Raw genomic sequence first — 25,447 nt, forward strand, 5'->3', positions numbered from 1 at the left:
ACAAAGAGGACAATGATGGCTGATCGCACGCTGCGCATGCCCGACGACGCCGAGATCGCGGCGATCTCGACGCGGCACTTCGCCGACACGCCGCTGCGTCCCGCCGACCTCCTGTTCGTGTTCGGCACGCGGGTCGAGGAGGAGCTGCGCGCGGCCACGGCCGCGCGGCTGTGGGAGCAGGGCTATTTCCGTCACGCCATCGTCAGCGGCGGGGTCACACCGGGAGCTGAGGCCTCCGAATGTGCGCTGATCAAGGATGCGATGGTCAGGCGCGGCGTTCCCGCCGACCGCATTCTCGAAGAGCACCACGCCATGAACACCGGCGAGAATGTGCTGCTCTCGCTGCCGGTGATCGACACGGCGCTCGGCCTCGCCAATGTCCGGACCGTGATCTGCCTCGGCAACAGCTGGACCGCGCGGCGCTATGCGATGACGCTGCAGCGGCACTGGCCGGAAGTCGAGAAGATGCTCCTGACGGTGGATAGTTTCGGCGTGCCGCGCCAGCTCTGGCACACCCATCCCGAATTCCGCCGCCGCGTGCTCAGTGAATGGGACAAGATCGCGCCGTACAAGGCGAAGGGTTTCATTGCGGAGTGGCCGTAGTCTCGGGAGCGAAGCGTGAACGGCAACAAAAATCTCCGCATTGCGAGGCGCGATGCGACGAAGCCCTCCAGGGTTTCGCGCGCGGCTCTGGCTGGCTTCGCTGCGTTCGTAATGACGCCGTGACGGAGTATTTCGCGCGACAGCCGCGATTTGCCGATCCCTGGGGCCGACGACGCTGCGCGCCTACGGCCTGACCACCAGCACCGAGCATTTCGCGTAGCGCACCACGTGCCCCGCGTTGCTGCCGAGGAAATAGGTGCGCATCGCCGGGCGGTGCGAGGTCATGACGATCAGGTCGGCCTTGACCTTGGCCGCCTCCTCGAGGATCTCGTGATAGATGCCGCCCTGGCGGACCGCGTAGCTGACGCGCTCGGCGGGGATGCCGGATTCGCGCGCCACGATCGACAGCGCTTCCTCGGCTGTCTCGCGCTGCTGCGCGTCGAAATCGGCCGGGACATATTCGGCCAGCATCACCGGCGTCATCGGCATGACGTTCAGCAGATGCACCGTGCCCGCCCATGTCTCCGCCAAGGTGGCAGCGGTCGCGATCGCGGGCTTGGCAAGGTCGGTATCGGCCAGATCGATGGGAACCAGAATCGATTTGAACATCGCGAGGCCTCCTCACTGCCGTGACATTACGCGCCCCGGGAGGCCGGCCTGTCAATCGGAGCCCTGCTTGAGGAGCTTCGGGGTCACGAACATCAGGAGATTGCCGCGCGTGAAGCTCACATCGCCCCAATCCTCGGTGTCGAAATCGAGCACGGCGAGCCCCGCCGTCGGCATGTTGCGCATCAACTCGTGCCGGCCGTCCGGGTCACCCTGGCCGGTGAGCGCCAGCGCGAGTTCGTGCATGCCCGGATTGTGGCCGACGACCAGCAATTGCTTCGGATCGAGCGCGGCGGCGAGCCGGATGTGATGCAGGATCTGCATCGGCTCGGCGCCGTAGAGCTCGGGCACCGTCTCCACCTGCGGAGCGGCGACGCGCCCGTTCATCGCCGCCCAGGCGAGTTCCCAGGTTTGCTGCGCCCTGACCGCGGTCGAGACCAGCACGAGCTCCGGCATGGGCGGATGGCTCGCGATGAAATCGCCGATCATGGCGGCATCCTGGTGCCCGCGTTCGTCGAGACGGCGGTCCTGGTCGCGGCCGGTCGGTGCGTCAGTCTCGGTCTTGGCGTGGCGCAGCAGCATCAATCGGCGCATGGAATCCGGTCTCGAATCGTTCAGGCTATGTCAGGCTGTACCACGTCTCTTTATCGCCACTAAAAGCGTCATGACGTCCGGCGCAGGGTTGGCTAAGAAAACGCCATGAGCGAGACTTTCACAAGCGCGAACGATGACGCGGATGCCGCAGGCGCGATCGGCCGCATCAGGCTGAATTTCGACCTCGACGTCGATGTCTGCGTGGTCGGGGCGGGCCTGGCCGGTTTGACCACGGCGCTGTGCGCGGCCCGGCAGGGGGCCAGCGTCGCGGTGCTGGAAGGCCGTCATGTCGGCTGGAACGCATCCGGCCACATGGTCGGCACCGTCCTGCCTGGATTCGACCTGCCGCTGCCCGATCTGATCGAGCGCATCGGGCTGGCGCATGCCCGGGCGCTGTGGGCGTTGTCCTGGGCGGGCTGCGAATTCATCCGCGCCCAGGCCAGCGAGGCGTCGATGCCGGGCATCGGGCTCAGCGAGGGCGCGCTCGAAGTCTCCAATGTCGATGCGGGCGATGCCCTGATCCGACGCCTGCAGATGCTGCACGAGGATTTCGACACCGACGTCGAAGGCTGGCAGGTCGAGCGGGTCAGGACCGAGCTCAAGACCGATCGCTATTTCCACGGCGTGTATTACCCGAAGGCTTTCCAGCTCGACGGCCGCAAATATGTCCACGCGCTGGCGCGGCTCGCCCGCAAGGCGGGCGCACGGATCTTCGAGGACACGCCGGTGGTCAGCATCGACCCGTCAGGCGTGCGCAAGCGCATCGTCACGCCGTCGGCGCGGATGCGCGCCTCGCATATCGTGCTGGCCGGCAACGTCCATCTCGGCGCGCCGCTGCAACGATTGTCGGATACGCTGCTGCCGGTGTGGCGCTATGGCGGCGTGACCGCGCCGCTCGGTGAGCGCCTGGCGGAGGCCATTGCCTTCAAGGGCTCGGTCAGTGACGCCGACGGCGTCGACCATTTCCGCGTCGTCGATGGCGACCGGCTGATATGGGCGAGCCCCGAGACCACCTGGAACGCGCGGCCGAGCGGGTTCGCCTCGGCGCTGCAGCGCCGCATCCGCACCGTGTTTCCGCAGCTCGGCAATGTCGAGATCGCCGAGACCTTCGGCGGCGTCACCGGCCAGACCGTGCACGGCATGCCGCAGGTCGGTCAGCTGCGCAAAGGCCTGTGGGTCGCGAGCGGCTTCGGCCGGCAGGGGATGAACACCTCGGCCATGGCGGGGCAGCTGATCGCGCAAGGAATCCTCGCCGGGGATGACCGCTGGAAGCTGTTCTCGCCGTTCGAGCTGGTCTGGGCCGGCGGCGTCAGCGGCCGGGTGGCGGGTCATGTGGTCAATCTCTGGGTCCGCGGCCGCGCGGCGGCCGCGGGTACGCTGGCGCGGCACCGCGAGCGGGCGCGGGCGCAGGAGCGGGCCCGCGAGCTCAGGGCGGCCGAGGCCCGTCGCCAGGCGGCCCAGCGCCCGGGCGCGCGGCTGCCGCTGCGGCCGCAGCCATCCGACCTGACCCGTCGTCCCGATGCCGGCGAGGGCTGAGACCTCGCAAGAAAGTGAGGCGTCGGACCGGCGCCTGACGTAACTTCGCGGCATCCCATCCGTAACTCCGGCAACCCCCCGCCGCACGGAGACCGCCATGATCGACCGCCGCCTGATGCTTACCACTGCTGCCGGACTGTTCGGTTTCGCTGCCTTGCGCTGGTTCGGCGGCCCCGCGCCTGCCCGCGCCGCCGAGAAGTTCGAGATCGAGAAGACCGAGGCCGAGTGGCGCGCCCAGCTGACCCCGCAGCAATATGAGATCCTGCGCGAGGAGGGCACCGAGCGGCCCTGGACCAGCCCGCTGCTCAAGGAGCACCGCAAGGGCATCTTCGCCTGCGCCGGCTGCGACCTGCCGCTGTTCTCCTCGGAGACCAAGTTCGACAGCGGCACCGGCTGGCCAAGCTTCTTCAAGCCGCTCGACAATGCGGTGGGCACCCGCCAGGACAAGACCTACGGCATGGTCCGCACCGAGGTGCATTGCCGGCGCTGTGGCGGCCATCTCGGCCATGTGTTCGATGACGGCCCCAAGCCGACCGGCCTGCGCTACTGCATGGACGGCCTGTCGCTGGTGTTCCATCCGGCCAATCCCTCCTCGACCTGACGAATCTGCGCCCGGATTCGCCGGCGCGCCCGTTCAAGCCTGGACAAGCGGGTCTGACGACGCGCCGGCGCGTGCAACATGCAGCTGAGCCGGGGCGCGATTGCGCGCGTCTGGCCCGGCAAGAACTGCCGGCTCGGCAATTGTTCACCACTTTTGATACTCGTTTTTTGACGTTGTCATTTCACAAGTCGCTGATTTCGCAGCGAATTCATATTTGGCACGGCGATTGCGACACTCTCCACGAAAACGCGGCCAGGGGCGGACCGGCGGCCGGGTCAATGTGGAGAGAATGGTATGGGTATCTTCGACGCGATGAACACCTCGGTGAGCGGTCTGTCCGCTCAGTCATTCGCGCTGCAGAACATTTCCGGTAACATCGCGAACGCGTCGACCGTCGGCTACAAGGGCATCGGCACCAGCTTCGAGGACCTGATCCCCAACGCCACCAACCCGACCCGGCAGAATGCCGGCGGCGTGACCGCCTTCGCCAAAGCGACCATCACCACCCAGGGCACCGTCTCGACGTCCTCGGTCGCCACCAACATGGCGATCAATGGCGACGGCTTCTTCAACGTCCAGAAGGCCTCGTCGGTGGTCGACAACGTGCCGGTCTTCACCGGCGTCACCAACTACACCCGCCGCGGCGACTTCCAGCTCAATGCCAACGGCAACCTGATCAACGGCGCCGGCTACTACCTGATGGGCGTGGCGGTCGACCCGAAGACCGGCAACGCCACAGGCAACGTGCCGACCGTGCTGCAGTTCGCCAACAATTTCGTGCCGGCGCAGGCGACCACCGCGATCCAATATGCTGCCAACCTGCCGACGCAGCCGAAGACCGGCGCCAGCGGCAACGCGGCCACGGGCACGCTGGTCGCGGCCGGCGGCCTCAACTCGGCCGACCTCTCCAACGTGCCACTGCCGGTCGGCACCAATTTCTACGCCGACTCCACCGTCACCGGCGGCACCGCCGTCAACAAGAATGCGGCGAACATCACCACATCGACCTTGCTGTCGGGCGCGGCGGCGACCGACTCGATCACGACCAACTTCACCGCCGGCGACACCATCACTCTGACCGGCAGTGCTGGCGACGTCGTCACCTTCACCTTCGTCGCCTCCGGCGCTTCGGGCACCCAGATCAATGTCGGCGATTCCGTCGGCACGCTGCTGGCGAAGATCGCCGCGGTGACCGGCGTGCAGCCGACCATCACCGCCGGCAAGATCACGCTGCATTCCGGCAGCGGCGAGAATTGGAGCCTGAGCAGCGCCTCGGCCGGCTTCACCGCGCTCGGCTTCACATCGCCGGTGGCGCTGAACCGCACGGCGAGCGCCGGCACCGGCATCGTGATCGGCAACGACCTTACCAATTTCAACAACGAGACGATCTCGGGCGGCGCGGTCACCGCCTACAACTCCGCGGGTACGCCCGTGAACGTGCAGCTGCGCTGGGGCAAGGTCGACAGCTCGACGCTCGGCACCGGCCACAAGGATATCTGGAACCTGTTCTATCAGACCAATTCGAGCGCGACCGGCTCGACGGTGGCCTGGCAGAATGTCGGTACCAATTTCACCTTCGCCTCCGACGGTTCGCTGACCTCGCCCACAACGTCGTCGATCTCGATCCCCAACATCGTGGTCGACGGTACCACGCTCGGCACCGTCAGCCTCAACATCTCCTCCGGCGCGCTGACGCAATATGCCAGCACGATCGGCTCGGCGACCATCAACAACATCACGCAAAACGGCTTCGCCGCCGGCCAGTTGCAGTCGGTCGCCGTCAACAACAGCGGCATCGTCACCGGCACCTTCTCCAACGGCCAGACCATCAACCTCGCCCAGGTGACGCTGTCGCACTTCAACGGCACCAACTATCTGAAGGCGCTCGACGGCGGCGCCTATGAGGCGACCGACCAGTCCGGCCAAGCCATCATCGGCGCGTCCGGCAAGATCTCGGGCGGCTCGCTGGAAGGGTCGAATACGGACATCGCCGACGAGTTCACCAAGCTGATCGTGACCCAGCAGGCCTATTCGGCCAACACCAAGGTGATCACGACGGCCAATTCGATGGTGCAGGATCTTCTGAACGTGCTGCGCTGATCGCGCTGAGACGTGGCAGTTGAATTGACATAAGGCAAACGAACATGGGTTTGAGTTCAGCCCTCTCGACCGCGATGTCCGGCCTGCGCTCGACGCAGGCGGCGCTGTCGATCATCTCGTCGAACGTCGCCAACGCGAACACGCCTGGCTACGTCGCGCAGAACCCGAACCAGATCGAGGTCGCCAGCGGCGGCTTCGGCTCGACGGTGATGACGACCGGCGTCAACCGTCAGCTCGATTTGTTCGTCCAGAACCAGCTCCGCACCGAGACCTCGGGCGGGGCCTATGCCGATCAGATCGCCAACATTCTGAAGCAGCTGCAGAGCGTGTATGGCACGCCCGGCGGCAGCGGCACGTTGGAGACGTCGCTCAACAACTTCACGACGGCGCTGCAGTCGCTGTCGAATAATCCGAGCAACCAGTCGGCGCAATCGGTGGCCCTGTCCGCCGCGCAAGGCCTGGCGCAGCAGCTCAATGCGACCACCAAGGGCATCCAGACCCTGCGCAGCAATGTCGAGCAGGACATCGGTAACTCGGTGACGCAGGCCAATGCGGCAATCTCCCAGATCGCCACGCTCAACACCCAGCTGCAGGGCCTCAACACCTCCGATCCGCTGTCGGCGACGCTGCAGGACCAGCGCGACAACGCCATCAATACGCTGTCGAAATATGTCGACATCCGCGTCGTGTCGGACGGCAGCAACGGCGTCAGCGTGTTCACCAATTCGGGCGTCCAGCTGGTCGGGGCGGGCCTCAGCTCGCAATTCACCTTCTCCTCGCCGGGCACGCTCGACGCCACGTCGCAGTACAACAGCAATCCGACCAAGAGCGGCGTCGGGCAGCTCAACATCAAGCTTTCAAACGGCGTCTCGCTCGACGTCGTGTCCAACAATCTCCTGAACTCCGGCCAGATCGCGGCCGATCTCAAGCTGCGCGACCAGACCCTGGTGCAGGCGCAGACCCAGGTCGACCAGCTCGCAGCCACCATGGCCTCGGCGCTGTCCGACAAGACCACGGCCGGCACGGCGGTCGCTGGTCCTCCGGCCGGCTTCGACGTCTCGACCACGGGGCTGCTCGCGGGCAACACCATCAATCTGTCCTACACGGATTCGAGCAACGTTCAGCGCCAGGTCAAGATCGTCAATGTCAACGATCCCGCGGCGCTGCCGCTGCAGAATGCCACCAATGCCAATCCCAGCTATGTCGGCGTCGATTTCTCGCTCGGCATGGCCTCGGTGGTGTCGCAGCTGAACAGTGCGCTCGGCAGCGCGCATCTGCAGTTCTCGAACCCGTCGGGAACCACGCTGCGCATCACCGATGACGGCACCAGCCAGGCGACCGTCAAATCTGCCTCGGCGACCACCACGGTGCAGACGCTCGCCAGCGGCAGCGCGCAGCTGCCGGTGTTTACCGATGGCGGGGCGCTCTACACCGGCGCGATCACCGCGTCCGGCTCGCAGATGACCGGACTGGCCGGGCGGCTCAACGTCAATCCGGCGCTGCTCAACGACCCGACCAAGCTGTCGACCTATTCGACCTCGCCGCAGACCGCGGCCGGGGATTCGACGCGGCCCGATTTCCTGTTCGCACAGCTGACCTCCGCCACCTTCACCTATTCGCCCAAGACCGGCCTCGGCTCGGCCGCCCAGCCGTTCCAGGGCACGGTGTCCGGCTATCTGCAACAGGTCGTCAGCCAGCAGGGCAGTGCGTCGACGCTCGCGACCCAGCTCAGCCAGGGGCAGAGCGTGGTCGTCAGCACGCTGAAGGAGAAGTTCAACTCGACGGCCGGGGTCAACATGGACAGCGAAATGTCCAACCTCATCCAGGTCCAGAACACCTACTCGGCCAACGCCCATATCATGTCGGTCGTGCAAAGCATGATGCAGAGCCTGCTCCAGGCCTATCAGTAAGGCGCGTGTAAGATGTCGATCAGCAGTATCAACTACGGAAGTTCTCTGCTCGGCTTGTCCGTGCGGAACATCACGAGCCAGCTCGCGGACCTTTCGACGCAGCTGTCGAGCGGCACCAAGGCGAACAACTATGCCGGCATGGGGCCTGACGAGGGCTTTGCGATCGCGGCGCGGGCGCAGCTGTCGAACATCTCGGCGTTCTCGCTGACCATGACGCATGTCAACACGGTCATCGGCGCGGTCAACACCTCGCTGCAGTCGTTGTCCAAGATCGGCGGCCAGGTGCAGAGCGGGGCTTCGGCCACGCCGCAGAACCTGACCAGCAGCGGACAGACCACCGGGCAGCAGACTGCATCGTCGAACCTGTCGGCCATCGTCGGCATCCTCAATACGCAGGTCGGCGACCGCTTCATCTTCTCCGGCAGCGCCACCGACCGGCCGGCGCTGGCTTCGGCCGACGACATTCTGAACGGCACCAATACCCAGGCCGGCCTGAAGCAGGTGATCGCGGAACGGCGGCAGGCCGATCTCGGGCTGAACGGTCTCGGCCGCCTCAACCTGTCGGCATCCGCCACCATGCCGATCACTCTGTCGGAAGATGTCGCGGGCTCGCCCTTTGGCTTCAAGCTCAGTTCGGTGACCTCGTCGCTGACCAATGCCACCGTGACCGGCCCCTCCGGCTCGCCGGCCGGCATCTCCGTCGATCTCACCGCCGGCAATCCCAATGCCGGCGACCAGATCAGCTTCACCTTCAAGCTCCCGGATGGAACGTCCGAGTCGATCAAGCTGACGGCCTCGACCACGACGCCCGCGCCGGCCAATACATTCGCGATCGGCGCGACGCCGGCGGCGACCTCGGCCAATCTGAACGCGGCGCTGAACACGGCGCTGTCGACCCTCGCGGGCACCTCGCTGGTCGCAGCCTCCGCGGTGACGGCCGGCGACAACTTCTTCAATACGGCAAGCTCTGTGTCGGGCACCGCCGTCAACAACAAGGCCGCGACGCCGGCGCCGATCACCGGCGCCACGCTGCTGTCCGGTGCGGCCAGCACCGACTCGATCGCCACCAATTACACCGCCGGTGATACCATCACCGTCAACGGTCAGACGCTCACCTTCGTCGCCTCGGGGGCGAACGGCAACAACCAGATCAACGTTACCGACAGCGTGCAGACGCTGCTGTCGAAGATCGATGCGCTCAGCGGCACCTCCAAGCCTTCGACGGTGAGCGGCGGCGTCATCACCCTGCGCACCGACGATGCCGCGAGCTTCTCTGTCTCCAGCTCCAATGCGGGTGCCTTCGCCGCGCTGGGGTTCTCAGGCACCGTGACGGCGGCGACACCGCCGCTGCGCGTCTCCGGCTCGCCGCTGGGATCGGCGACTAGCCTCGTCAACGGTTCCGCCACCACGGTCAACTGGTACACCGGCAATAGCGGACCAGGCACGGCGCGGTCGAGCTCGACCATCCGCATCGACACCGCGCAGAGCATTCAGTTCGGCGCCCAGGCCAATGAACTCGCCATCCGCAATCTCGTGCAGCAGACCGCGGTCTACGCCGCGGTGAACACGCCGCCGGCCGCCACCAATGCCGGCCCGCAGATCGCCGCGCTCAGCCAGCGGATCGCGGCCAACCTGACGCCGCAACTCGGCCAGCAGTCGATCTCGGACATCCAGACCGACTTCGCCAACGCCCAAACCACGATGAAGGATGCCACCGCGCGCCAGACCCAGGCGAAAGCGGCGATGCAGAGCCTGGTCGACCAGACCGAGGGCATTTCCCAGAACGAGGTCGCGAGCCAGATCCTGCAGCTGCAGACCAACCTCCAGGCGTCCTACCAGACGACCGCGATGCTGGCGCAGCTGTCGCTGGTGAAGTTCCTGTAAAATAGCGGGAGGCGTCGGTTAGGCTTTCGTTAACCACGTCTCTTTAGCTTTTATTCAGATCCGGGGCGGGAGCCTCTTCATCTGGAGGCTGACGTGAGCGACGTGACCGACGAGCGGATTCATTTGGTGATCGCGACCCCGTGCTTCGGCGGCCAGGTGTCGAGCATCTATGCGAGCTCGTTGTTCGCCCTGCAGCGGGAGCTGCGAACCACGTCGAATGTCGACCTCACCGTTCACATGCGCGACGGCGACGCGTTGATCACGCGGGCCAGGGCCAATCTGGTTACGCTGTTTCTCAACGATCCGACTGCCACGCATCTGCTGTTCGTCGATGCCGACATCGGCTTCACGCCCCGGCAGGTGTTCCGGCTGATCGAGTCCGGCGGCGACATGGTTGCCGGTGTCTATCCGATCAAGAAGGTCAACTGGACCAAGGCGCGTCGGGCCATCAGCGACAACCGCATGGACGTGCCGGCGGCGGCGCTCGATTACGTTCTCGAGATCGACAATCCGGATCACGTCGCGGTGGTCAATGGTTTCACCCGGGTGCGATACGCCGGCACCGGCTTCCTGATGATCCGCCGCCGCGCGATCGAGGCGATGATCGCCCATCCGGCCTATGCGCCGCTGCGGTTCTTGCGCGAGCATTCGCAGGATGCGCTGGCCGGCAGCCCCAACCGTTTCGCACTGTTCGAATGCATGATCGAGCCGGAGACCGGCACCTATCTCAGCGAGGATTTCGCGTTCTGCAGGCGCTGGACAGATCTCGGCGGCGAGATCTGGGCCGATCTCGACAGCCGGCTCGATCACGTCGGCCCAGCCGTATTCCATGGCAATGTCGCCTCGCAATTCGCGTCGGCAGTGGCGGTTCCGACTGCCGCTGCAGTCGATGCGGCCTGATGATCGCGCGATGAATTCGGCTGCGACCCGGTCGGAAATCAGGGACTCGTCGGGGGCCGATCGGCCGCCGCAGCGCGCCGGGGGTGGGCTGCGCGACCTGTTCGCCTTGCTCGGCGATCTTCTGATCGATGGCGGCGACACCCGCCTTGCCTTGGACCGGCCCTGGGGCCGCAGCGCCTATGGCTGCGGGCCGGCCCCCATGCCCGACCTGCTGTGCTTTTCCTCGAGCACGGCCTCGCCGATTTCCGAGTGCGCTTATGCTCATGTGGAGCGCGCACGCGAGCAGCTGATGCATGCGGCGATCTCGATCGGCCTGGAGGCGGCGCTCGACCGGCGCACCGAGGAGATGCGCTGCGAGTTGCGGCAGCATCTCGCTCTGCCCGATGATGTCGACATCGTCTTCTCGCCATCCGGAACGGATTCGCAGCTGCACGCACTGGCGCTGACGCGGGCATTGCTCGGTGATGCCGTGACCAGCGTGATCGTGGCGTCCGACCAGACCGGCAGCGGGACGGCGGCCAGCATGCGCGGCAGCCATTTCAGCACGCGGACGGCGAATGGCGTGGCTGTGACCAGGGAGGCGCCGATCGAGGGCCTGTCCGGTGAGGCCGTGCCGCTGCCGCTGTTGGACGGCGGCACGCTGCAGCCGCGCAGCGACATCGACGCGGCGGTGCTCGGCGCCGTCGATGCCCTGGTTCGCGATGGACGCCACGTGCTGCTGCAGGTGATGGACGCCTCGAAGCTCGGCTGGCAGGCGCCGGGGCGTGAATGCCTCGAGGAGGTGGCGCAGCGCTGGCCCGGCCGCGTTCAGGTCGTGGTCGATGCGTGCCAGATGCGGCTTGGCGGGTCGCGGCTGCGCGACCATCTCGCGCGCGGCCATCTGGTGCTGATCTCGGGCTCCAAATTCTTCGGCGGTCCGGCCTTCAGCGGAGCGCTGCTGGTGCCGCGCGCCGTGTCGTCGGCGTTGCGCGACGGCGGTCCGGTGGCGTCCGGCGTGTTCGACTACGTCAATCGTTCTGACTGGCCGGTGAACTGGACCGATCTGCGGGCGCGCTCGGTGCCGCGCGCCAATATCGGTCAATGGCTGCGCTGGGAGGCGGCCCTCGAGGAGATAGCGGCCTTTCACCGTGTGCCCGTCGCGTTTCGCCGCATGGCGATCAGGCAGCTCGGCGAGGCGATCGACAGCCTGCTGGTGCTGTCACCCGTGCTGCGCCCGATCGCGCGCCGCGAGCTGGCTGCGGACGACGACAATGGTGAGTTCGGCTTTGCCACCATCTTCCCGTTCGCGCTGCAGCGCCACGGGCAACTGCTCGGCGTCGGCGAAACTCAGGCCGTCTATCGCGCGCTGCAGTTGGATTTGAGCAGCCGCTTCAGCGGGCGCCTGGCCGGTGTCGCGGCCCGTCAATGTCTCGTCGGCCAGCCGGTCCGCATCGAACGTCCCTGCGAAGCGCCGATCGCCGCGCTGCGGCTGTGCATCGGCGCCCGCCAGGTGACCGAGGCGTGGTGTGACGACATCACCGGCTGCCGCATCAATCTCGAAGCCGAGATCGACCATATCGTCGACGTCGTCGCCAAAACAGAGCTGCTCGTGTCGGATGTGAGCAGCCAGGATCTCAGGGATATCTGCAATGCCAATTGATTTGCTCGCGCTCGCAGACTCGGCATGCGCAGGGTGTGCCGACCGGATCGGCATGGCCAAGATCGCCAAGGCCGCGTTCGACGGCCAGGATCTCGCGCCGCAATGGACCGCATTGCTGGCCAAGCTGCTCGGCGGCACCGCCGCGCCGGGGGAGGGGCTCGACCTCGCGCTGATGGCTCAGCTGCGCGGCGACAAGGCGTCCGGACTGGCGATCCAGCACGACGTGCTGCAATCGCATCAGCTCTATCGCGTGGCGGGCGGCAGTGCGCAGCCGCGGCTGCGCGTGCTGGCGCTCGCGGCCGCCACCGACATGGGCAGCAACACGCCGATCGAGTTCCTGCTCGAAGACAGCGACATCGAGTTGATGCTGCTCTACATCGTCCCGGGTGCGGAGCTGCCGTCGCCGCTGCCGGCCCACGACGTCGCCATCGTCATCGCCTCGGATTCGGACGATTGCCAGCATACGCTGCGCGAAATCGACGCCGTCGCGGCGCGCTGGCCGCGCCCGCTGCTCAATCCGCCGCAGCGCATCTGGCATCTCGATCGCGACAAGCTGCATGCGCTGCTCGAAGGCATCGAGGGTCTCTCGATCCCGGCCACCATTCCGGTCAGCCGCGAGCGGCTGAACGAGGTCGCGGAGGAGCGCGAGCCGATCGAGGACGTCGCTGCCGCGCTCGGCTTTCCGATTATCGTCCGGCCGCGCGGCTCGCATGCCGGCGTCGGCCTGGAGAAGGTCGATGAGCCGATCGAGCTCTCGCTTTATCTCGACGAGCGCGAGGAGCAGGAGTTCTTCGTGTCGCGCTTCATCGATTATGCGAGCGAGGACGGCCTGTTCCGCAAATATCGCGTCGTCTTCGTCGATGGCGTGGCTTACGCCTGCCACATGGCGATCGCGCGGCGCTGGGACATCTGGTACCTCAACGCCGGCATGGCCGCCAGCGAGGCCAAGCGCCTCGAAGAGGCGGCGTTCATGCAGACGTTCGACATCGGCTTCGGCCGCCGTCACCGCTCCGTGCTCGCGGCCATCGCCGAGCGCATCGGCCTCGATTATTTCATCATCGATTGCGCAGAGACCAAGGACGGGTCGCTGCTGGTGTTCGAGGCCGACAACACGGCGGTGGTCCACAACATGGATCCGCCGGACGTCTTTCCCTACAAGCCGCCGCAGATGCAGAAGATCTTCGCGGCGTTCGCCGCCATGATCGCCAAGCGCGCCGCTGCGGCGGCCGAGCGCGCCGCGTGAGCACCGCCGCGCGCATCGATCATCTGTCGCGGCCGGCGGCGACGCTGGATCCGCAGGACTGGGACGAGCTGCGTGCGCAGGGGCATCGCATGCTCGACGACATGATTGATTACGTCGCCGGCATCCGCGACCGCCCGGTCTGGCAGCCGATGTCCGAGGCGACACGGGGGCGCTTTCGCAGCGAGCTGCCGCGCGCTCCGACCGATCTCGCCGACGTCTATCGCGACTTCAACGAGTTCGTTGTTCCCCACGCCACCGGCAACGTCCATCCCGGCTTCATGGGCTGGGTGCATGGCGGCGGCACGGTGGTCGGCATGCTTGCGGAGATGCTGGCGGCCGGATTGAACGCCAATCTGGGCGGTCGCGACCATGCGCCGATCGAGATCGAGCGGCAGGTCGTCGATTGGACGCGGCAGCTGTTCGGCTTTCCACCAGGCGCCAGCGGACTTTTCGTGACAGGGACCTCGATGGCCAATCTGATGGCCGTGCTGGTGGCGCGGCGCGCGGCGCTCGGTGCCGCGGTCCGGCAACAAGGGCTTGGCGAGCCCGGCAGGAGGCTGCGCGCCTACACGTCGACCGCCGCGCATGGATGCATCGCCAAGGCGCTGGACATTGCCGGCCTCGGCAGCGATGCGCTCGGTTGCATCCGGACCGACGCCGCGCACCGCATCGACATTTCGGCGCTCCGGACCGCGATCGCGCAGGACCGCAACGCCGGGCTGCATCCGTTTCTCGTGGTCGCTTCGGCGGGCACGGTGGACATCGGCGCCATCGATGATCTGGCGGCCGTGGCCGAGTTCTGCCGCGGCGAGGGCCTGTGGTTTCACGTCGACGGCGCCTTCGGTGCGCTCGCGATGCTGTCGGCCGAGCTCGCACCGAAGCTTGCCGGGATCGAGCAGGCGGATTCCATCGCGCTCGATTTTCATAAATGGGGGCAGGTGCCCTACGACGCCGGATTCCTGCTCGTGCGTGATGGCGAACGGCATCGGGAGACGTTCGCGTCGCCGGCGGCCTATCTGCGGCGCGAAACGCGCGGTCTCGCGGCGGGCGCCGAATGGCCGTGTGATCTCGGGCCGGATCTGTCGCGGGGGTTCCGGGCGTTGAAGACCTGGTTCACGCTGCGGACCTTCGGGGGCGATGCGCTCGGCACGATGATCGCGAACAGCTGTGCGCTTGCACGCGAGCTCGAGGCGCTCGTCCTGGCCGAGTCCGAGCTGGAGCTGCTTGCGCCGGTCAATCTCAACATCGTCTGCTTCCGCTACCGCGCCGACGATGCTGACTTGATCAATCGAGAGATCGTCGCCGACATCCACGAATCCGGCATTGCCGCACCGTCGACGACCACGCTGGACGGACGGCTCGCAATTCGTGCGGCGATCGTGAATCATCGGACGCAGCGCGCCGACATTGCGAGGCTGGTCGCTGCGGTGCTGAGCTTCGGACGGCAGCGCGCCGCCGGCCTCACGCCGCTGTTGCAGATCGAGTCGCCGCCGCTGGCCTTGTGATCGCGTCGCGCATCGCACCGTGAAAGGCGCTTGGTGCGGGAGCGCTCGGAACCTCTTCAAAGGTGGTTTACGGGACGTGAAGAACCGGCCTGTTTGGTAAATCCGTGAGCCTTTTCAACGGGCCTCCGTGGCCGGCGCGGATGCGCCTGACCGCACTAACTACCTGTCTGTGGAATTGAAACGGAAAGTCGCTGCAACCGCTTCAGCGTTTGTTAGCCACTGCCGTTCACCGTGACGCCCGTCGCCAAGGTCGACACATTCGGCCCGCAACGACGCTCGATCTCGAAGGGATCGGGTCATTTGCTTCACACCAGAAGGGTATGAAAATGTCAGGTATCGTTCTCTCGGCGTCGGTGCGCCAGAACCTGCTGTCGCTCCAGTCGACGGCGCAGCTTCTCGCCACCACCCAGAACAATCTCTCCACGGGCAAGAAGGTCAACTCGGCACTCGACAATCCGACCAACTTCTTTACCGCCCAGGGCCTCGATAACCGCGCTTCCGACATCTCCAATCTGCTCGATGGCATCGGCAATGGCGTGCAGGTTCTGCAGTCTGCCAACACCGGCATCACCTCGCTGCAGAAGCTCGTCGACAGCGCCAAGTCGATCGCCAACCAGGTGCTGCAGAGCGCGGTCGGCTATTCCACGAAGTCGAACGTGACCTCGGCTGCGCTGACCGGCGCGACCACCACCAGCCTGATTGGCGCCGGCTCGACCGCCGTCACCGGCTCCGTCGTGCTGAACGACAACGCCTCGAGCGCGGTGGCGATCACCGGCTCGACCAAGCTGTCGGGTACGCCGAGCACCTCGTCGAACGACCTGGCCTCCAGCATCACCACCGGCGACACGCTGGTCGTGAACGGCACCACCTTCACCTTTATCGCCGGCACGTCCTCGTCCGGCACCAATATCGGCGTCGGTGACAGCGTTACGAACCTGCTGTCGACCATCCAGAGCGCGACCGGCGTGACCTCCTCGATCACGGCTGGCGCGATCACGCTGACGCCGCCGGCGGCAGGCCTGACATTGTCCGGTACGTCGCTGGCCAAGCTCGGTCTCAGCGCGGTCGGCAATTCGCTGTCCGGGCAGACGCTGACAATCGCCGCCACAGGAGGTGGCACGGCGACCAGTGTCACGTTCGGTCTGGGAACAGGGCAGGTCAACTCGTTGAACGACCTCAATGCGAAGCTTGCGGCCAACAACCTGCAGGCATCGTTCGACACGGCCACCAGCAAGATCACGATCTCGACCACGAACGATGCGGCCTCGGCGACGATCGGTGCGATCGGTGGTACGGCGGCGGCGTCCAGCCAGTCCTTCAACGGTCTGACGGCGGCGGCTCCGGTGGCTGATGCGACCGCGCAGTCGCAGCGGTCGAGCCTGGTCGCGCAGTACAACAACGTGCTGGCGCAGATCAACACGACCGCAGCTGATGCCTCGTTCAACGGTGTCAACCTGCTCAACGGCGACACGCTGAAGCTCACCTTCAACGAGAACGGCAAGTCCACGCTGTCGATCACCGGCGTGACCTTCAACACCGGCGGCCTGGGTCTGTCGACCCTGACCGCAGGCACCGACTTCCTCGACAACAACTCGGCGAACAAGGTGATCAAGGTGCTCAACACCGCGAGCTCCACGCTCCGGGACGAGGCGTCGACCTTGGGTTCGAACCTGTCGGTGGTGCAGATCCGTCAGGACTTCAACAAGAACCTGATCAACGTGCTGCAGACCGGCTCGTCGAACCTGACCTTGGCCGACACCAACGAGGAAGCGGCCAACAGCCAGGCGCTGTCGACCCGCCAGTCGATCGCGGTGTCCGCGCTGTCGCTCGCCAACCAGTCGCAGGCGAGCGTGCTGCAGCTGCTGCGCTGAGGCACGGTCGCATCATCTCAAAATCGAAAGCGGCGGGGAAAACCCCGCCGCTTTTTTCATGCGCTCGCCGTCGAGGAGAGGGCCGGTTCCGTCGCGGGGCCGCGCCCTTGCGATTGGGAAGAGAGGCGGCTCAGGCCGCCGAGCTTACAGGCTTGTTCTGCGCCTCGGCTTCGGCCTGCTGTTCGGCTTCGGCCTGTTCGATCAGCTTCTTCTCGTAGGCGACGAGCTTCTTGGCCTCCTTCAGCGCCTGATAGAGGTCGCCGTTGAGGATATGGCCGTTGATGGCCTCGATGATCGGCCACGCGCTCGGCACCGTCGTGATGATGTCGCGCAGCAGATTGAAATAGGTGCCGTGATTGGTGTCCGTTCCGGGAGAGATGTACATCAGCTGGACCGCCAGATAGACGAGCTTGGCCGGCGTATCGGCGGTCTCGGGCGTCAGAATATCCTTCTCGCGCAGGATCGGAATGTTGTCGCCATCGATCAGGAGCCGCGCGCGCTGGTCGGTGTTGGTGATCACGCAGGAGCCGATGATGATGCGTTCATGCGGCTTCAGTTCGACTTTCAAGGCCATTCTCGTTCTCCGTTGCCGCGATCGGTGCGGCGCCGAACCTGCTTCCTCGAGGCCGGCGGCCATGCGGCGGCCGGTGCAGAATGTGCGAAGAGCCTGCGGCGCGATCAGTCGGCGCGCAGCAATCCTTTCCGAACATGGTTAATGATCGGTAAACATCAGCATTTGCCGCGAAAAATCGCTGATTTTTGAGACGATTGGTTGCGTGCTGCCGACTTGGCGGGGCTTCGCACCCGCACCCGGAACGGTCTGCGCGAGGGCAGGGTTTCACCTTTTGTTAGCTACCCCTGTTTACCTTAACGGACGTCGCCCGGTCGCGCAGACGATCGCGGGCGTCGCCTTGATCCTGAAGGGATCGGGCAGTTTGTTTCACACCAGAAGGGTATGAAAATGTCAGGTATTGTTCTCTCGGCGTCGGTGCGCCAGAATCTGCTCTCGCTCCAGTCGACGGCTCAGCTCCTCGCCACCACCCAGAACAACCTCGCCACGGGCAAGAAGGTCAACTCGGCACTCGATAATCCGACCAACTTCTTCACCGCCCAGGGCCTCGACAACCGCGCTTCCGACATCTCCAATCTGCTCGATGGCATCGGCAACGGCGTGCAGGTTCTGCAGGCCGCCAACACCGGCATCACCTCGCTGCAGAAGCTCGTCGACAGCGCCAAGTCGATTGCCAACCAGGTGCTGCAGAGCTCGGTCGGCTACTCCACCAAGTCGAACGTGACCTCGGCAGCGCTGGCCGGTGCGACCGCCTCGAGCCTGATTGGCGCCAGCACCACCGCCGTCACCGGTTCCGTCGTGCTGAACGACAACACTTCGAGCGCGGTGGCGATCACCGGCACGACCAAGCTGTCGGGTACGCCGGGCACCTCGTCGAACGACCTGGCCTCCAGCATCACCACCGGCGACACGCTGGTTGTGAACGGCACCACCTTCACCTTTATCGCCGGCACGTCCTCGTCCGGCACGAATATCGGCGTCGGTGACACCGTTACGAACCTGCTGTCGACCATCCAGAGCGCGACCGGCGTGACCTCGTCGATCACGGCGGGCGCGATCACGCTGACGCCGCCGGCGGCAGGCCTGACATTGTCCGGTACGTCGCTGGCCAAGCTCGGTCTCAGTGCGGTCGGCAATTCGCTGTCCGGGCAGACGCTGACAATCGCCGCCACAGGAGGTGGCACGGCGACCAGCATCACGTTCGGATTGGGAACGGGACAGGTCAACTCGCTGAACGACCTCAACACGAAGCTTGCGGCCAACAACCTGCAGGCCTCGTTCGACACGTCGTCCGGCAAGATCTCGATCACCACGACCAATGATGCGGCTTCGGCGACGATCGGTGCGATCGGTGGTACGGCGGCGGCGTCCAGCCAGTCCTTCAACGGTCTGACGGCGGCGGCTCCGGTGGCCGATGCGACTGCACAGTCGCAGCGGTCGAGCCTGGTCGCGCAGTACAACAACGTGCTGCAGCAGATCAACACCACGGCAGCCGACGCCTCGTTCAACGGCGTCAACCTGCTCAACGGTGACACGCTGAAGCTCACCTTCAACGAGACCGGCAAGTCCTCGTTGTCGATCACCGGTGTGACCTTCAACATCGCAGGTCTCGGCCTGTCGAACCTGACTGCGGGCACCGACTTCCTCGACAACAACTCGGCGAACAAGGTGCTGAACGTGCTCAACACGGCCAGCTCCACGCTGCGGTCGGAGGCGTCGACCCTGGGTTCGAACCTGTCGGTCGTGCAGATCCGTCAGGACTTCAACAAGAACCTGATCAACGTGCTGCAGACCGGCTCGTCGAACCTGACTCTGGCCGACACCAACGAGGAAGCGGCCAATAGCCAGGCGCTGTCGACCCGCCAGTCGATCGCGGTGTCCGCGCTGTCGCTCGCCAACCAGTCGCAGGCGAGCGTGCTGCAGCTGCTGCGCTGAGGCACGGCCGCATCATCGAAAAATCAAAGGCGGCGGGGGAGACCCCGCCGCTTTTTTGCGCCTGATCCGGGGCGCTGGCCCGTATCAATACTGGTTCGACGACGAAGCGCGGGCAGCAGGGAGAATGGTAACCATTCATTAAGCAACAAATTTAAAGCGCCATTAACCATGTTTTAAAAGTGGGTGGATTAGAACCTCCTGGTGAATAACTAGGAAGGTTTCACACACATGTCCGGTATTGTTCTTTCGGCTTCGGTTCGCCAAAACCTGCTGGCCTTGCAAAATACGGCATCGCTGCTGGCCACGACACAAAACAACCTGGCCACCGGCAACAAGGTCAACACTGCGCTCGACAATCCCACCGAATTTTTCACTGCGCAATCACTCAACAATCGTGCGAGCGACATCGCGAACCTGCTCGATAGCATCGGCAACGGTGTGCAGGTTCTGCAAGCCGCGAATACCGGCCTGACCTCGCTCCAGAAGCTGGTCGACAGCGCCAAGTCGATCGCGAGCCAGGTCCTCCAGGCCCCCACGGGCTACACCACAAAGTCGAGCATCACGTCAGCTGTCATCCCCGGGGCGACGGCCAACAACCTGCTCGGCAGCTCGTCGAACAATTTCGTGACCGGCAGCACGGTCAACAATGACAATCTGAGCTCCGCCGTCGCGATCACCGGTTCGACGCGACTGTCCGGTACCCCGAGCTCGACCTCGAACGACCTGGCCTCCAGCATCACGACCGGCGACACCCTCGTGGTCAACGGCGTGGTGTTCACCTTCGTCGCCGGGTCCGTGTCGGCCGGCACCAATATCGGCGTCGGCGACACCGTCAGCAACCTTCTGGCCGCCATCGACTCGGTGACCGGCGCGACGGCCACCCCCTCCAGCGTCACCGGCGGCAAGATCGCGCTGGCGACAGGCACAGCGCAGGATCTGACGGTCTCGGGCACGGCCCTGGCCAAGCTCGGATTGACGGCCGCAACGACGACACGCAATGCACCGGCATTGTCAGGACAGACACTGACAATAGCCTCGACAGGAGGCGGTGTCGCGACGAACATCACCTTCGGCACCGGTGCGTCGCAGATATCGACCCTGGCGCAGCTCAACACCGCGCTTGCCTCGAACAATCTGCAGGCCAGCCTGAGCACAACCGGTCAGCTCACGATCCTGACGACCAACGAGGCGGCCTCGTCGACGATCGGCGCGGTCGCCGGTTCGTCGACCGCTTCCAGCATGGCCTTCAACGGCGTGACTGCATCGACCCCGGTGGCCGACACCAACTCGCAGACCACGCGAGCCGGCTTGATCGCGCAGTACAACAACGTGCTCGCGCAGATCAATACGACCGCGCAGGACGCTTCGTTCAACGGCATCAACCTGCTCAACGGCGATACGTTGAAACTGGTCTTCAACGAGACCGGCCGCTCGACACTGAACATCACCGGCGTGACGTTCAACAGCACCGGCCTCGGCCTGTCGGCGCTGGTGGTCGGCACCGACTTCCTCGACAGCAATTCGGCCAACAAGGTCCTGAGTACCTTGAACAGCGCTTCGACCGCGATCCGCTCGGAAGCGTCGTCGCTCGGTTCGAACCTCTCGATCGTGCAGATCCGTCAGGACTTCAACAAGAACCTGATCAACGTGCTGCAGACCGGCTCGTCGAATCTGACCTTGGCCGACACCAACGAGGAAGCGGCCAANTCTGACCTTGGCCGACACCAACGAGGAAGCGGCCAACAGCCAGGCGCTGTCGACCCGCCAATCGATCGCGGTGTCCGCGCTGGCGCTGGCCAATCAGTCGCAGGCGAGCGTGCTGCAGCTGCTGCGCTGATCGTCTCGATCTCCTTCTTCGAAGCGGCGGGCATGGCCCGCCGCTTTTGCTTTGTCTGTGACGCTGATGCGGCTGGCGCGGCGCAGACGCGAGCGCGCGAGCGGCGCAATATGCGACGAAATTCGCGTGGCTGAAGGCGGTCAGGCCGCGCTGCACGGCGTCCTGTTCGTGAGATTTTGTCTCATGGCGTTCGCAACAAATTAAGACGTCCAGCAGGGCCGGCGATTCCGCGGTGTCCCGCAACGGTTGGATGTGAAATGCGCTAACAGCTGCTAACCATATTTTAAAGGCAGCCAACGTACAAAACCTGAGCAGTTTGGTCGTGTCCCCGCGTCAGTCCGGAGTATTTGATGTCATATGCCGCTCAAGCCTATGCACGCACGTCGCAGACGACGGCATCACCACGGGAGATCGAAGCTCAGGCATTGTTGAAGGCGGCGCGGCAGCTGCAGGACGTGCAGGCCAATTGGAATGGTCCTGACCGCAACATGTACAAGGCACTGCTGTTCAATCGTCGTCTCTGGACGATCTTCATGAGCGCAGTGGAGATGAACGATAATCCGAATTCGATCGAGATTCGTCAGAACATCGCCAATATCGGCGTGTTCGTCATGAAGCAGACGATCGAAATGCAGATGGATCCCGACCCGGCGAAGCTGAAATCGCTGATCGACATCAACTGCCATATCGCCGCAGGCCTGTCCGGACGCAGCTGATCGATCGGGAGCGGGCAGAGGAGAGGCATAGCCATGGCTGATATCACCGGCATCCTGTCCGCATCCTACAAATCCAGCGTGCTCAATACCGCGCATGGCAGCGGCAAATATGTCGCGGTCGATCCGAGCCTGTATCAAGGCAGCTGGAGCGGTAAATACGCCAACGGCAAGTCGTTCACGGTGTCGGTCTCCAATGTCGACGGCTTCCGCGCCAAGGTTCGCTATCAGAGCGAGGGCGTGAGCAAATATCAGGAAGTTCTGATCAAGGACAACGCGTTCAGGGTCGGCGATACCAAGTTCACCTTGACGGCCAAAGGCAAGGCCCAGATCAAGAACGTGGTGACGGACGCAGCCTCCGGCCAGACCTATCTCGACACCGCCTACGCCACCCAGAGCAATTGATCCGGCCGGCATTGCAGCCGTGCCAGAACGCAGACGCCGCCCGTTGGGGCGGCGTTTTTGTTGCGGTGGGCGATGACCAATGCGGCTCAGGCGGTTCGGTCGGTGGGCATCACCCGCGGCAGATCTTCCTTCTGCAAGTCCTTCTGCATGTCCAGCGTGTTGAAGTAGGCGCGGCGTCGCAGAACGGCCTCGTCGGGATATTGGGCCACGACTTGATCGGTCTTGCGGTTGACGACCTGGAACACCAGCGCGGCAGCGGCACGATCATAATAGGCCTGGTGCGACACCGAGAGGTCGTTGGCAACGTTGGTCGGCACGTCGTTGCGCACAGGAGTGCTGCCCTCGGCCGCGGTCACGGTCTGGCTCGGAGGAAGATCCGTCGGAACAGCGTTCACCACCGCCTGGCTCGACGGTTGGAGTATCGGAGCAGGTGAAGGCGCTCCTACCGGTCTCACGCTGAAGTCGGAACTCATGGCAGCCTCCTCATGGCCATCGAGTCAATTCCCAACCCATCCCGAGTGCAACTATGCACGTGACCAATCAACGTTATGTTAGGAAATAGAATGAACGTCGCGTTGCGACACCTGCCGGGCTTTTAAGCTTATCCGACCATTCAACGGCAACAGCCGCGCGGCCTTGGCGGCGGCGCGGCTGTTGAACGTCGAAGCCGGAAGGGCGTAGCAGGGATCAGAGCGTCCGGCTCACCGCGAGCGGAGTGAGGTGCCGCGCACCGGGTGCAGCGCGCCGGCCACCGGCCGTATAGGTGTTGGGGACGTTGCGCCGCTGGATCTCCGCGTTGACGCCGCGAACGATCTTTTCGGAGATCGCGTGCGCGGTGGCCAGCACGGTCAGGTTCACCTGGAGCATCGCGCGGAAGGTATCGTGGTGGCGGTGCAGGGTTCCCAGCAGCTCGGGCGTCGTCTGCTTCATGAAGGGTTGGCTGGCCTTCAGACGGCCCACCGTGGTGACGTAGTGACGCGAGAGCTCGGTCTTTCTCGGACCGAACGCCATGCCCTCACGCAGCTTGCCGGCGCGGACCAGCTCGGTCTCCTGCTCGATCACGGTGAGCAGTTCGCTCATCACGCCGATCATCTCGTCGGCGAGCGCGCGCGCCTCGGCCGCGCTGGCGGCAGCAGCATAGGTGGTTGGCTTCGCCTGGCCCGGTGCGGTCATCTCGTAACTCCTGTCGGCGCGAGTCGGCACGGACTCCCGCGATGTGAACGCCTACGTCTACGCTTTGCCATTGTCGGCGCCCGAACCGCTGCTCTTGGCCTGCTGCAGGATCAGGGTGCGGAAGACGTCGTTGGAAAGGCCGACGCCGCCGGCTTTGGCGAAGTTCTTCGAATATTGCTCCATCAGCATCGAACGCCAGACGCCGGTGCTGGGGGTGTCGCCGAACGGGCCGTCACCCTTCACGCCGCTGGTCATCTGCGCGAACATCGAGTTGAGGAACATGGCCTCGAAATCGGTCGCGGTCGCCTTGGCTTTGGCCTGCGCTTTTGGCGATACTTTGGTCAGGGCGTCGGCGAGATCGAGATCGGCATGCGGCTTGGTCATGGCCGCGGGGCTCGGCATGCTCAGCGGAACGCGACCGCCGTAGGAATCGACGAAGGAGGTGGCCATTACATCACCTCGATGTCGGCTTCGATGGCGCCGGCCGCCTTGATCGCCTGCAGGATGCTGATCAGGTCGCGCGGTCCGATGCCGAGACCATTGAGGCCGTCGACCAATTGCTGCAGCGACACGCCATCCTTGACGACCGCGAACTTCTTGCCGTCCTCGGTGACGCCGACGCTGGTGCGCGGGGTGACCACGGTGCGGCCCTGCGACAACGGGTTGGGCTGGCTGACCTGCGGGCTCTCGGAGATCGTGACGGTCAGATTGCCCTGCGCCACGGCGACGGTGGCGACGCGGACGTCACGGCCCATCACGATGATGCCGGAGCGTTCGTCGATGACGATCTTGGCGGCCAGATCGGGATCGACCTGCAATTGCTCGATCTCGGTCAGGAAGGCGACGACGTTGCCTTTGAATTCCGGCGGAATGCTCAGCTGCACCGTCGACGGATCGATCGGCTCGGCGGTCTTGACGCCGAGAAAATCGTTGATGGCGGCGGCGATGCGCTTGGCGGTGGTGAAGTCGGCATTGCGCAGCGCCAGTCGCACGTTCGGTAGCCGGTTCAGCGCGAACTCGATCTCGCGCTCGATGATGGCACCGTTGGCGATGCGCCCGACCGTCGGCACGCCGCGCACGATCTTGGCGGCCTCGCCCTCGGCCTGGAAACCTGAGATCGCGAGCGAGCCCTGCGCCACGGCATAGACATTGCCGTCGGCGCCGAGCAGCGGCGTCACGAGCAGGGTGCCGCCCTGCAGATTCTTGGCGTCGCCGAGCGCCGACACGGTGACGTCCATGCGCGTGCCCTGGGTGGCGAATGGCGGCAGGTTGCCGGTCACCATGACCGCCGCGACGTTGCCGGTGCGGATGGTGGCGCCGCGGATGTTGACGCCCATGCGTTCGAGCATCGCCTGCAGCGACTGCTTGGTGAATGGAATGTTGTTCAGCGTATCGCCTGTGCCGTTGAGGCCGACCACCAGGCCGTAGCCGATCAACTGGTTCTGGCGCACGCCTTCGATATTGGCGAGATCCTTGATCCGCGAGGTCGCATGCGCGGACATGGCAGAAGATGCCAACGCCACAATAGCGGCGCAGGCGACCTGAAACAGGCGCGTAGTACGGACGCGGCGCATCCTATGCTCCCCTCGAGCTCTTCAAGAGATCAATTGGCCACTCCCATGACCGCATGATCGGAGTTAACTATGCGAGGGGCGTGCCAGGCGGATGCTCCTGGCTAACTCATTGAAAGAGTGTGAAATCAATCGCGGGCTTTGTCGCGATCCAGGGTTACTCCGGGGGAACGAAGCTGCCGCCCCGGCAGAATTTGCCGGGCCGTTTACGCCGCATTAACCACGGCGCAGCCAATCTCCGTGCCGACAC

21 protein-coding genes and 1 pseudogene are annotated in these 25,447 nt (G+C 64.9%); 15 read left to right on the forward strand and 7 right to left on the reverse strand.

The features are described from left to right. Positions 1–15: 15 nt before the first annotated feature. On the forward strand, positions 16–603 hold the full coding sequence (locus tag HL671_RS30855) for a YdcF family protein (RefSeq protein WP_172241618.1): 588 nt from the start codon (positions 16–18) through the stop codon (positions 601–603). Between the two features lie 183 nt (positions 604–786). On the opposite strand, the gene HL671_RS30860 is transcribed toward HL671_RS30855, so the two are convergent. Both HL671_RS30860 and HL671_RS30865 read right to left on the reverse strand, forming a co-directional pair. Further along, positions 787–1,212 carry a universal stress protein gene (locus tag HL671_RS30860; protein ID WP_172241621.1) on the reverse strand — a complete coding sequence of 142 codons (426 nt, stop codon included), beginning with the start codon at positions 1,210–1,212 and terminating at the stop codon, positions 787–789. Positions 1,213–1,263: 51 nt separating this feature from the next. Beyond that, positions 1,264–1,803 (reverse strand): SixA phosphatase family protein, encoded by a 540-nt coding sequence (locus tag HL671_RS30865; RefSeq protein WP_172241625.1) that lies wholly within the window; start codon positions 1,801–1,803, stop codon positions 1,264–1,266. A gap of 105 nt (positions 1,804–1,908) precedes the next feature. Here HL671_RS30865 and HL671_RS30870 point away from each other — a divergent pair, with 105 nt between their 5' ends. The 10 genes from HL671_RS30870 (at position 1,909) to HL671_RS30915 (ending at position 16,992) form a co-directional block, all read left to right on the forward strand. Next, positions 1,909–3,339, forward strand: coding sequence for an NAD(P)/FAD-dependent oxidoreductase (locus HL671_RS30870; protein ID WP_172241628.1), 1,431 nt, complete (start codon positions 1,909–1,911; stop codon positions 3,337–3,339). 97 nt (positions 3,340–3,436) lie between these two features. Then, a complete protein-coding gene (gene msrB, locus HL671_RS30875) occupies positions 3,437–3,940 on the forward strand; it encodes a peptide-methionine (R)-S-oxide reductase MsrB (protein ID WP_172241631.1) in 504 nt (167 codons plus the stop codon). A gap of 294 nt (positions 3,941–4,234) precedes the next feature. Further along, entirely contained in the window at positions 4,235–6,040 is a 1,806-nt protein-coding gene (locus HL671_RS30880) for a flagellar hook-basal body complex protein (protein WP_012045457.1), read from the forward strand. Positions 6,041–6,084: 44 nt separating this feature from the next. Further along, on the forward strand, positions 6,085–7,950 hold the full coding sequence (gene flgK / locus HL671_RS30885) for a flagellar hook-associated protein FlgK (RefSeq protein WP_172241634.1): 1,866 nt from the start codon (positions 6,085–6,087) through the stop codon (positions 7,948–7,950). Between the two features lie 12 nt (positions 7,951–7,962). Beyond that, on the forward strand, positions 7,963–9,834 hold the full coding sequence (locus HL671_RS30890) for a flagellar protein (protein WP_172241637.1): 1,872 nt from the start codon (positions 7,963–7,965) through the stop codon (positions 9,832–9,834). Between the two features lie 93 nt (positions 9,835–9,927). After that, positions 9,928–10,734, forward strand: coding sequence for a hypothetical protein (locus tag HL671_RS30895; RefSeq protein ID WP_172241640.1), 807 nt, complete (start codon positions 9,928–9,930; stop codon positions 10,732–10,734). A gap of 10 nt (positions 10,735–10,744) precedes the next feature. Further along, positions 10,745–12,373, forward strand: a complete 1,629-nt coding sequence (locus HL671_RS30900) for a hypothetical protein (protein ID WP_172241643.1) — start codon at positions 10,745–10,747, stop codon at positions 12,371–12,373. Positions 12,374–12,425: 52 nt separating this feature from the next. After that, a complete protein-coding gene (locus tag HL671_RS30905; RefSeq protein WP_172241646.1) occupies positions 12,426–13,616 on the forward strand; it encodes an ATP-grasp domain-containing protein in 1,191 nt (396 codons plus the stop codon). After that, positions 13,613–15,121 carry a pyridoxal phosphate-dependent decarboxylase family protein gene (locus HL671_RS30910; RefSeq protein WP_172241649.1) on the forward strand — a complete coding sequence of 503 codons (1,509 nt, stop codon included), beginning with the start codon at positions 13,613–13,615 and terminating at the stop codon, positions 15,119–15,121. The genes HL671_RS30905 and HL671_RS30910 overlap by 4 nt, the downstream gene beginning before the upstream one ends. A 326-nt stretch (positions 15,122–15,447) precedes the next feature. After that, positions 15,448–16,992: a flagellin N-terminal helical domain-containing protein gene (locus tag HL671_RS30915; RefSeq protein ID WP_172241652.1), complete on the forward strand. Its 1,545-nt coding sequence runs from the start codon at positions 15,448–15,450 to the stop codon at positions 16,990–16,992. Between the two features lie 130 nt (positions 16,993–17,122). Here HL671_RS30915 and flbT read toward each other — a convergent pair whose 3' ends face one another. Next, positions 17,123–17,566: a flagellar biosynthesis repressor FlbT gene (flbT, locus tag HL671_RS30920; RefSeq protein WP_041750891.1), complete on the reverse strand. Its 444-nt coding sequence runs from the start codon at positions 17,564–17,566 to the stop codon at positions 17,123–17,125. Positions 17,567–17,953: 387 nt separating this feature from the next. Between flbT and HL671_RS30925 the strand changes: the two genes are divergently transcribed. The 4 genes and pseudogenes from HL671_RS30925 (at position 17,954) to HL671_RS30940 (ending at position 22,453) form a co-directional block, all read left to right on the forward strand. Continuing rightward, entirely contained in the window at positions 17,954–19,498 is a 1,545-nt protein-coding gene (locus HL671_RS30925) for a flagellin N-terminal helical domain-containing protein (protein WP_012045448.1), read from the forward strand. 228 nt (positions 19,499–19,726) lie between these two features. After that, a pseudogene (locus HL671_RS30930) lies at positions 19,727–21,335 on the forward strand (flagellin N-terminal helical domain-containing protein). 350 nt (positions 21,336–21,685) lie between these two features. Beyond that, positions 21,686–22,051, forward strand: coding sequence for a flagellar biosynthesis regulator FlaF (gene flaF / locus HL671_RS30935; RefSeq protein ID WP_041750890.1), 366 nt, complete (start codon positions 21,686–21,688; stop codon positions 22,049–22,051). Between the two features lie 33 nt (positions 22,052–22,084). Continuing rightward, a complete protein-coding gene (locus tag HL671_RS30940) occupies positions 22,085–22,453 on the forward strand; it encodes a hypothetical protein (RefSeq protein WP_172241655.1) in 369 nt (122 codons plus the stop codon). An 86-nt stretch (positions 22,454–22,539) separates the two neighbouring features. On the opposite strand, the gene HL671_RS30945 is transcribed toward HL671_RS30940, so the two are convergent. The 4 genes from HL671_RS30945 to HL671_RS30960 form a co-directional block, all read right to left on the reverse strand. After that, positions 22,540–22,926, reverse strand: a complete 387-nt coding sequence (locus tag HL671_RS30945; RefSeq protein WP_012045444.1) for a hypothetical protein — start codon at positions 22,924–22,926, stop codon at positions 22,540–22,542. 214 nt (positions 22,927–23,140) lie between these two features. After that, entirely contained in the window at positions 23,141–23,626 is a 486-nt protein-coding gene (locus tag HL671_RS30950; protein WP_172241658.1) for a hypothetical protein, read from the reverse strand. 57 nt (positions 23,627–23,683) lie between these two features. Then, positions 23,684–24,076 (reverse strand): flagellar assembly peptidoglycan hydrolase FlgJ, encoded by a 393-nt coding sequence (gene flgJ / locus HL671_RS30955; RefSeq protein WP_172241661.1) that lies wholly within the window; start codon positions 24,074–24,076, stop codon positions 23,684–23,686. Next, positions 24,076–25,200: a flagellar basal body P-ring protein FlgI gene (locus HL671_RS30960; protein ID WP_012045441.1), complete on the reverse strand. Its 1,125-nt coding sequence runs from the start codon at positions 25,198–25,200 to the stop codon at positions 24,076–24,078. Before HL671_RS30960 ends, flgJ begins: the two co-directional genes overlap by 1 nt. Positions 25,201–25,447 lie beyond the last annotated feature (247 nt).

Origin of the sequence: Bradyrhizobium denitrificans (assembly GCF_013179005.1) — a bacterium.
GTDB classification, from domain to species: domain Bacteria; phylum Pseudomonadota; class Alphaproteobacteria; order Rhizobiales; family Xanthobacteraceae; genus Bradyrhizobium; species Bradyrhizobium denitrificans.

Coding starts and splice junctions, on each gene's coding strand:
- flbT (WP_041750891.1), bottom strand. CDS start 17,566: ATGGCCTTGAAAGTCGAACTGAAGCCGCATGAACGCATCATCATCGGC.
- flgJ (WP_172241661.1), bottom strand. CDS start 24,076: ATGGCCACCTCCTTCGTCGATTCCTACGGCGGTCGCGTTCCGCTGAGC.
- flgK (WP_172241634.1), top strand. CDS start 6,085: ATGGGTTTGAGTTCAGCCCTCTCGACCGCGATGTCCGGCCTGCGCTCG.
- HL671_RS30890 (WP_172241637.1), top strand. CDS start 7,963: ATGTCGATCAGCAGTATCAACTACGGAAGTTCTCTGCTCGGCTTGTCC.
- HL671_RS30905 (WP_172241646.1), top strand. CDS start 12,426: ATGGCCAAGATCGCCAAGGCCGCGTTCGACGGCCAGGATCTCGCGCCG.
- HL671_RS30900 (WP_172241643.1), top strand. CDS start 10,745: ATGAATTCGGCTGCGACCCGGTCGGAAATCAGGGACTCGTCGGGGGCC.
- HL671_RS30870 (WP_172241628.1), top strand. CDS start 1,909: ATGAGCGAGACTTTCACAAGCGCGAACGATGACGCGGATGCCGCAGGC.
- msrB (WP_172241631.1), top strand. CDS start 3,437: ATGATCGACCGCCGCCTGATGCTTACCACTGCTGCCGGACTGTTCGGT.
- HL671_RS30865 (WP_172241625.1), bottom strand. CDS start 1,803: ATGCGCCGATTGATGCTGCTGCGCCACGCCAAGACCGAGACTGACGCA.
- HL671_RS30915 (WP_172241652.1), top strand. CDS start 15,448: ATGTCAGGTATCGTTCTCTCGGCGTCGGTGCGCCAGAACCTGCTGTCG.
- HL671_RS30960 (WP_012045441.1), bottom strand. CDS start 25,200: ATGCGCCGCGTCCGTACTACGCGCCTGTTTCAGGTCGCCTGCGCCGCT.
- HL671_RS30880 (WP_012045457.1), top strand. CDS start 4,235: ATGGGTATCTTCGACGCGATGAACACCTCGGTGAGCGGTCTGTCCGCT.
- HL671_RS30925 (WP_012045448.1), top strand. CDS start 17,954: ATGTCAGGTATTGTTCTCTCGGCGTCGGTGCGCCAGAATCTGCTCTCG.
- HL671_RS30940 (WP_172241655.1), top strand. CDS start 22,085: ATGGCTGATATCACCGGCATCCTGTCCGCATCCTACAAATCCAGCGTG.
- HL671_RS30855 (WP_172241618.1), top strand. CDS start 16: ATGGCTGATCGCACGCTGCGCATGCCCGACGACGCCGAGATCGCGGCG.
- HL671_RS30950 (WP_172241658.1), bottom strand. CDS start 23,626: ATGACCGCACCGGGCCAGGCGAAGCCAACCACCTATGCTGCTGCCGCC.
- HL671_RS30945 (WP_012045444.1), bottom strand. CDS start 22,926: ATGAGTTCCGACTTCAGCGTGAGACCGGTAGGAGCGCCTTCACCTGCT.
- flaF (WP_041750890.1), top strand. CDS start 21,686: ATGTCATATGCCGCTCAAGCCTATGCACGCACGTCGCAGACGACGGCA.
- HL671_RS30860 (WP_172241621.1), bottom strand. CDS start 1,212: ATGTTCAAATCGATTCTGGTTCCCATCGATCTGGCCGATACCGACCTT.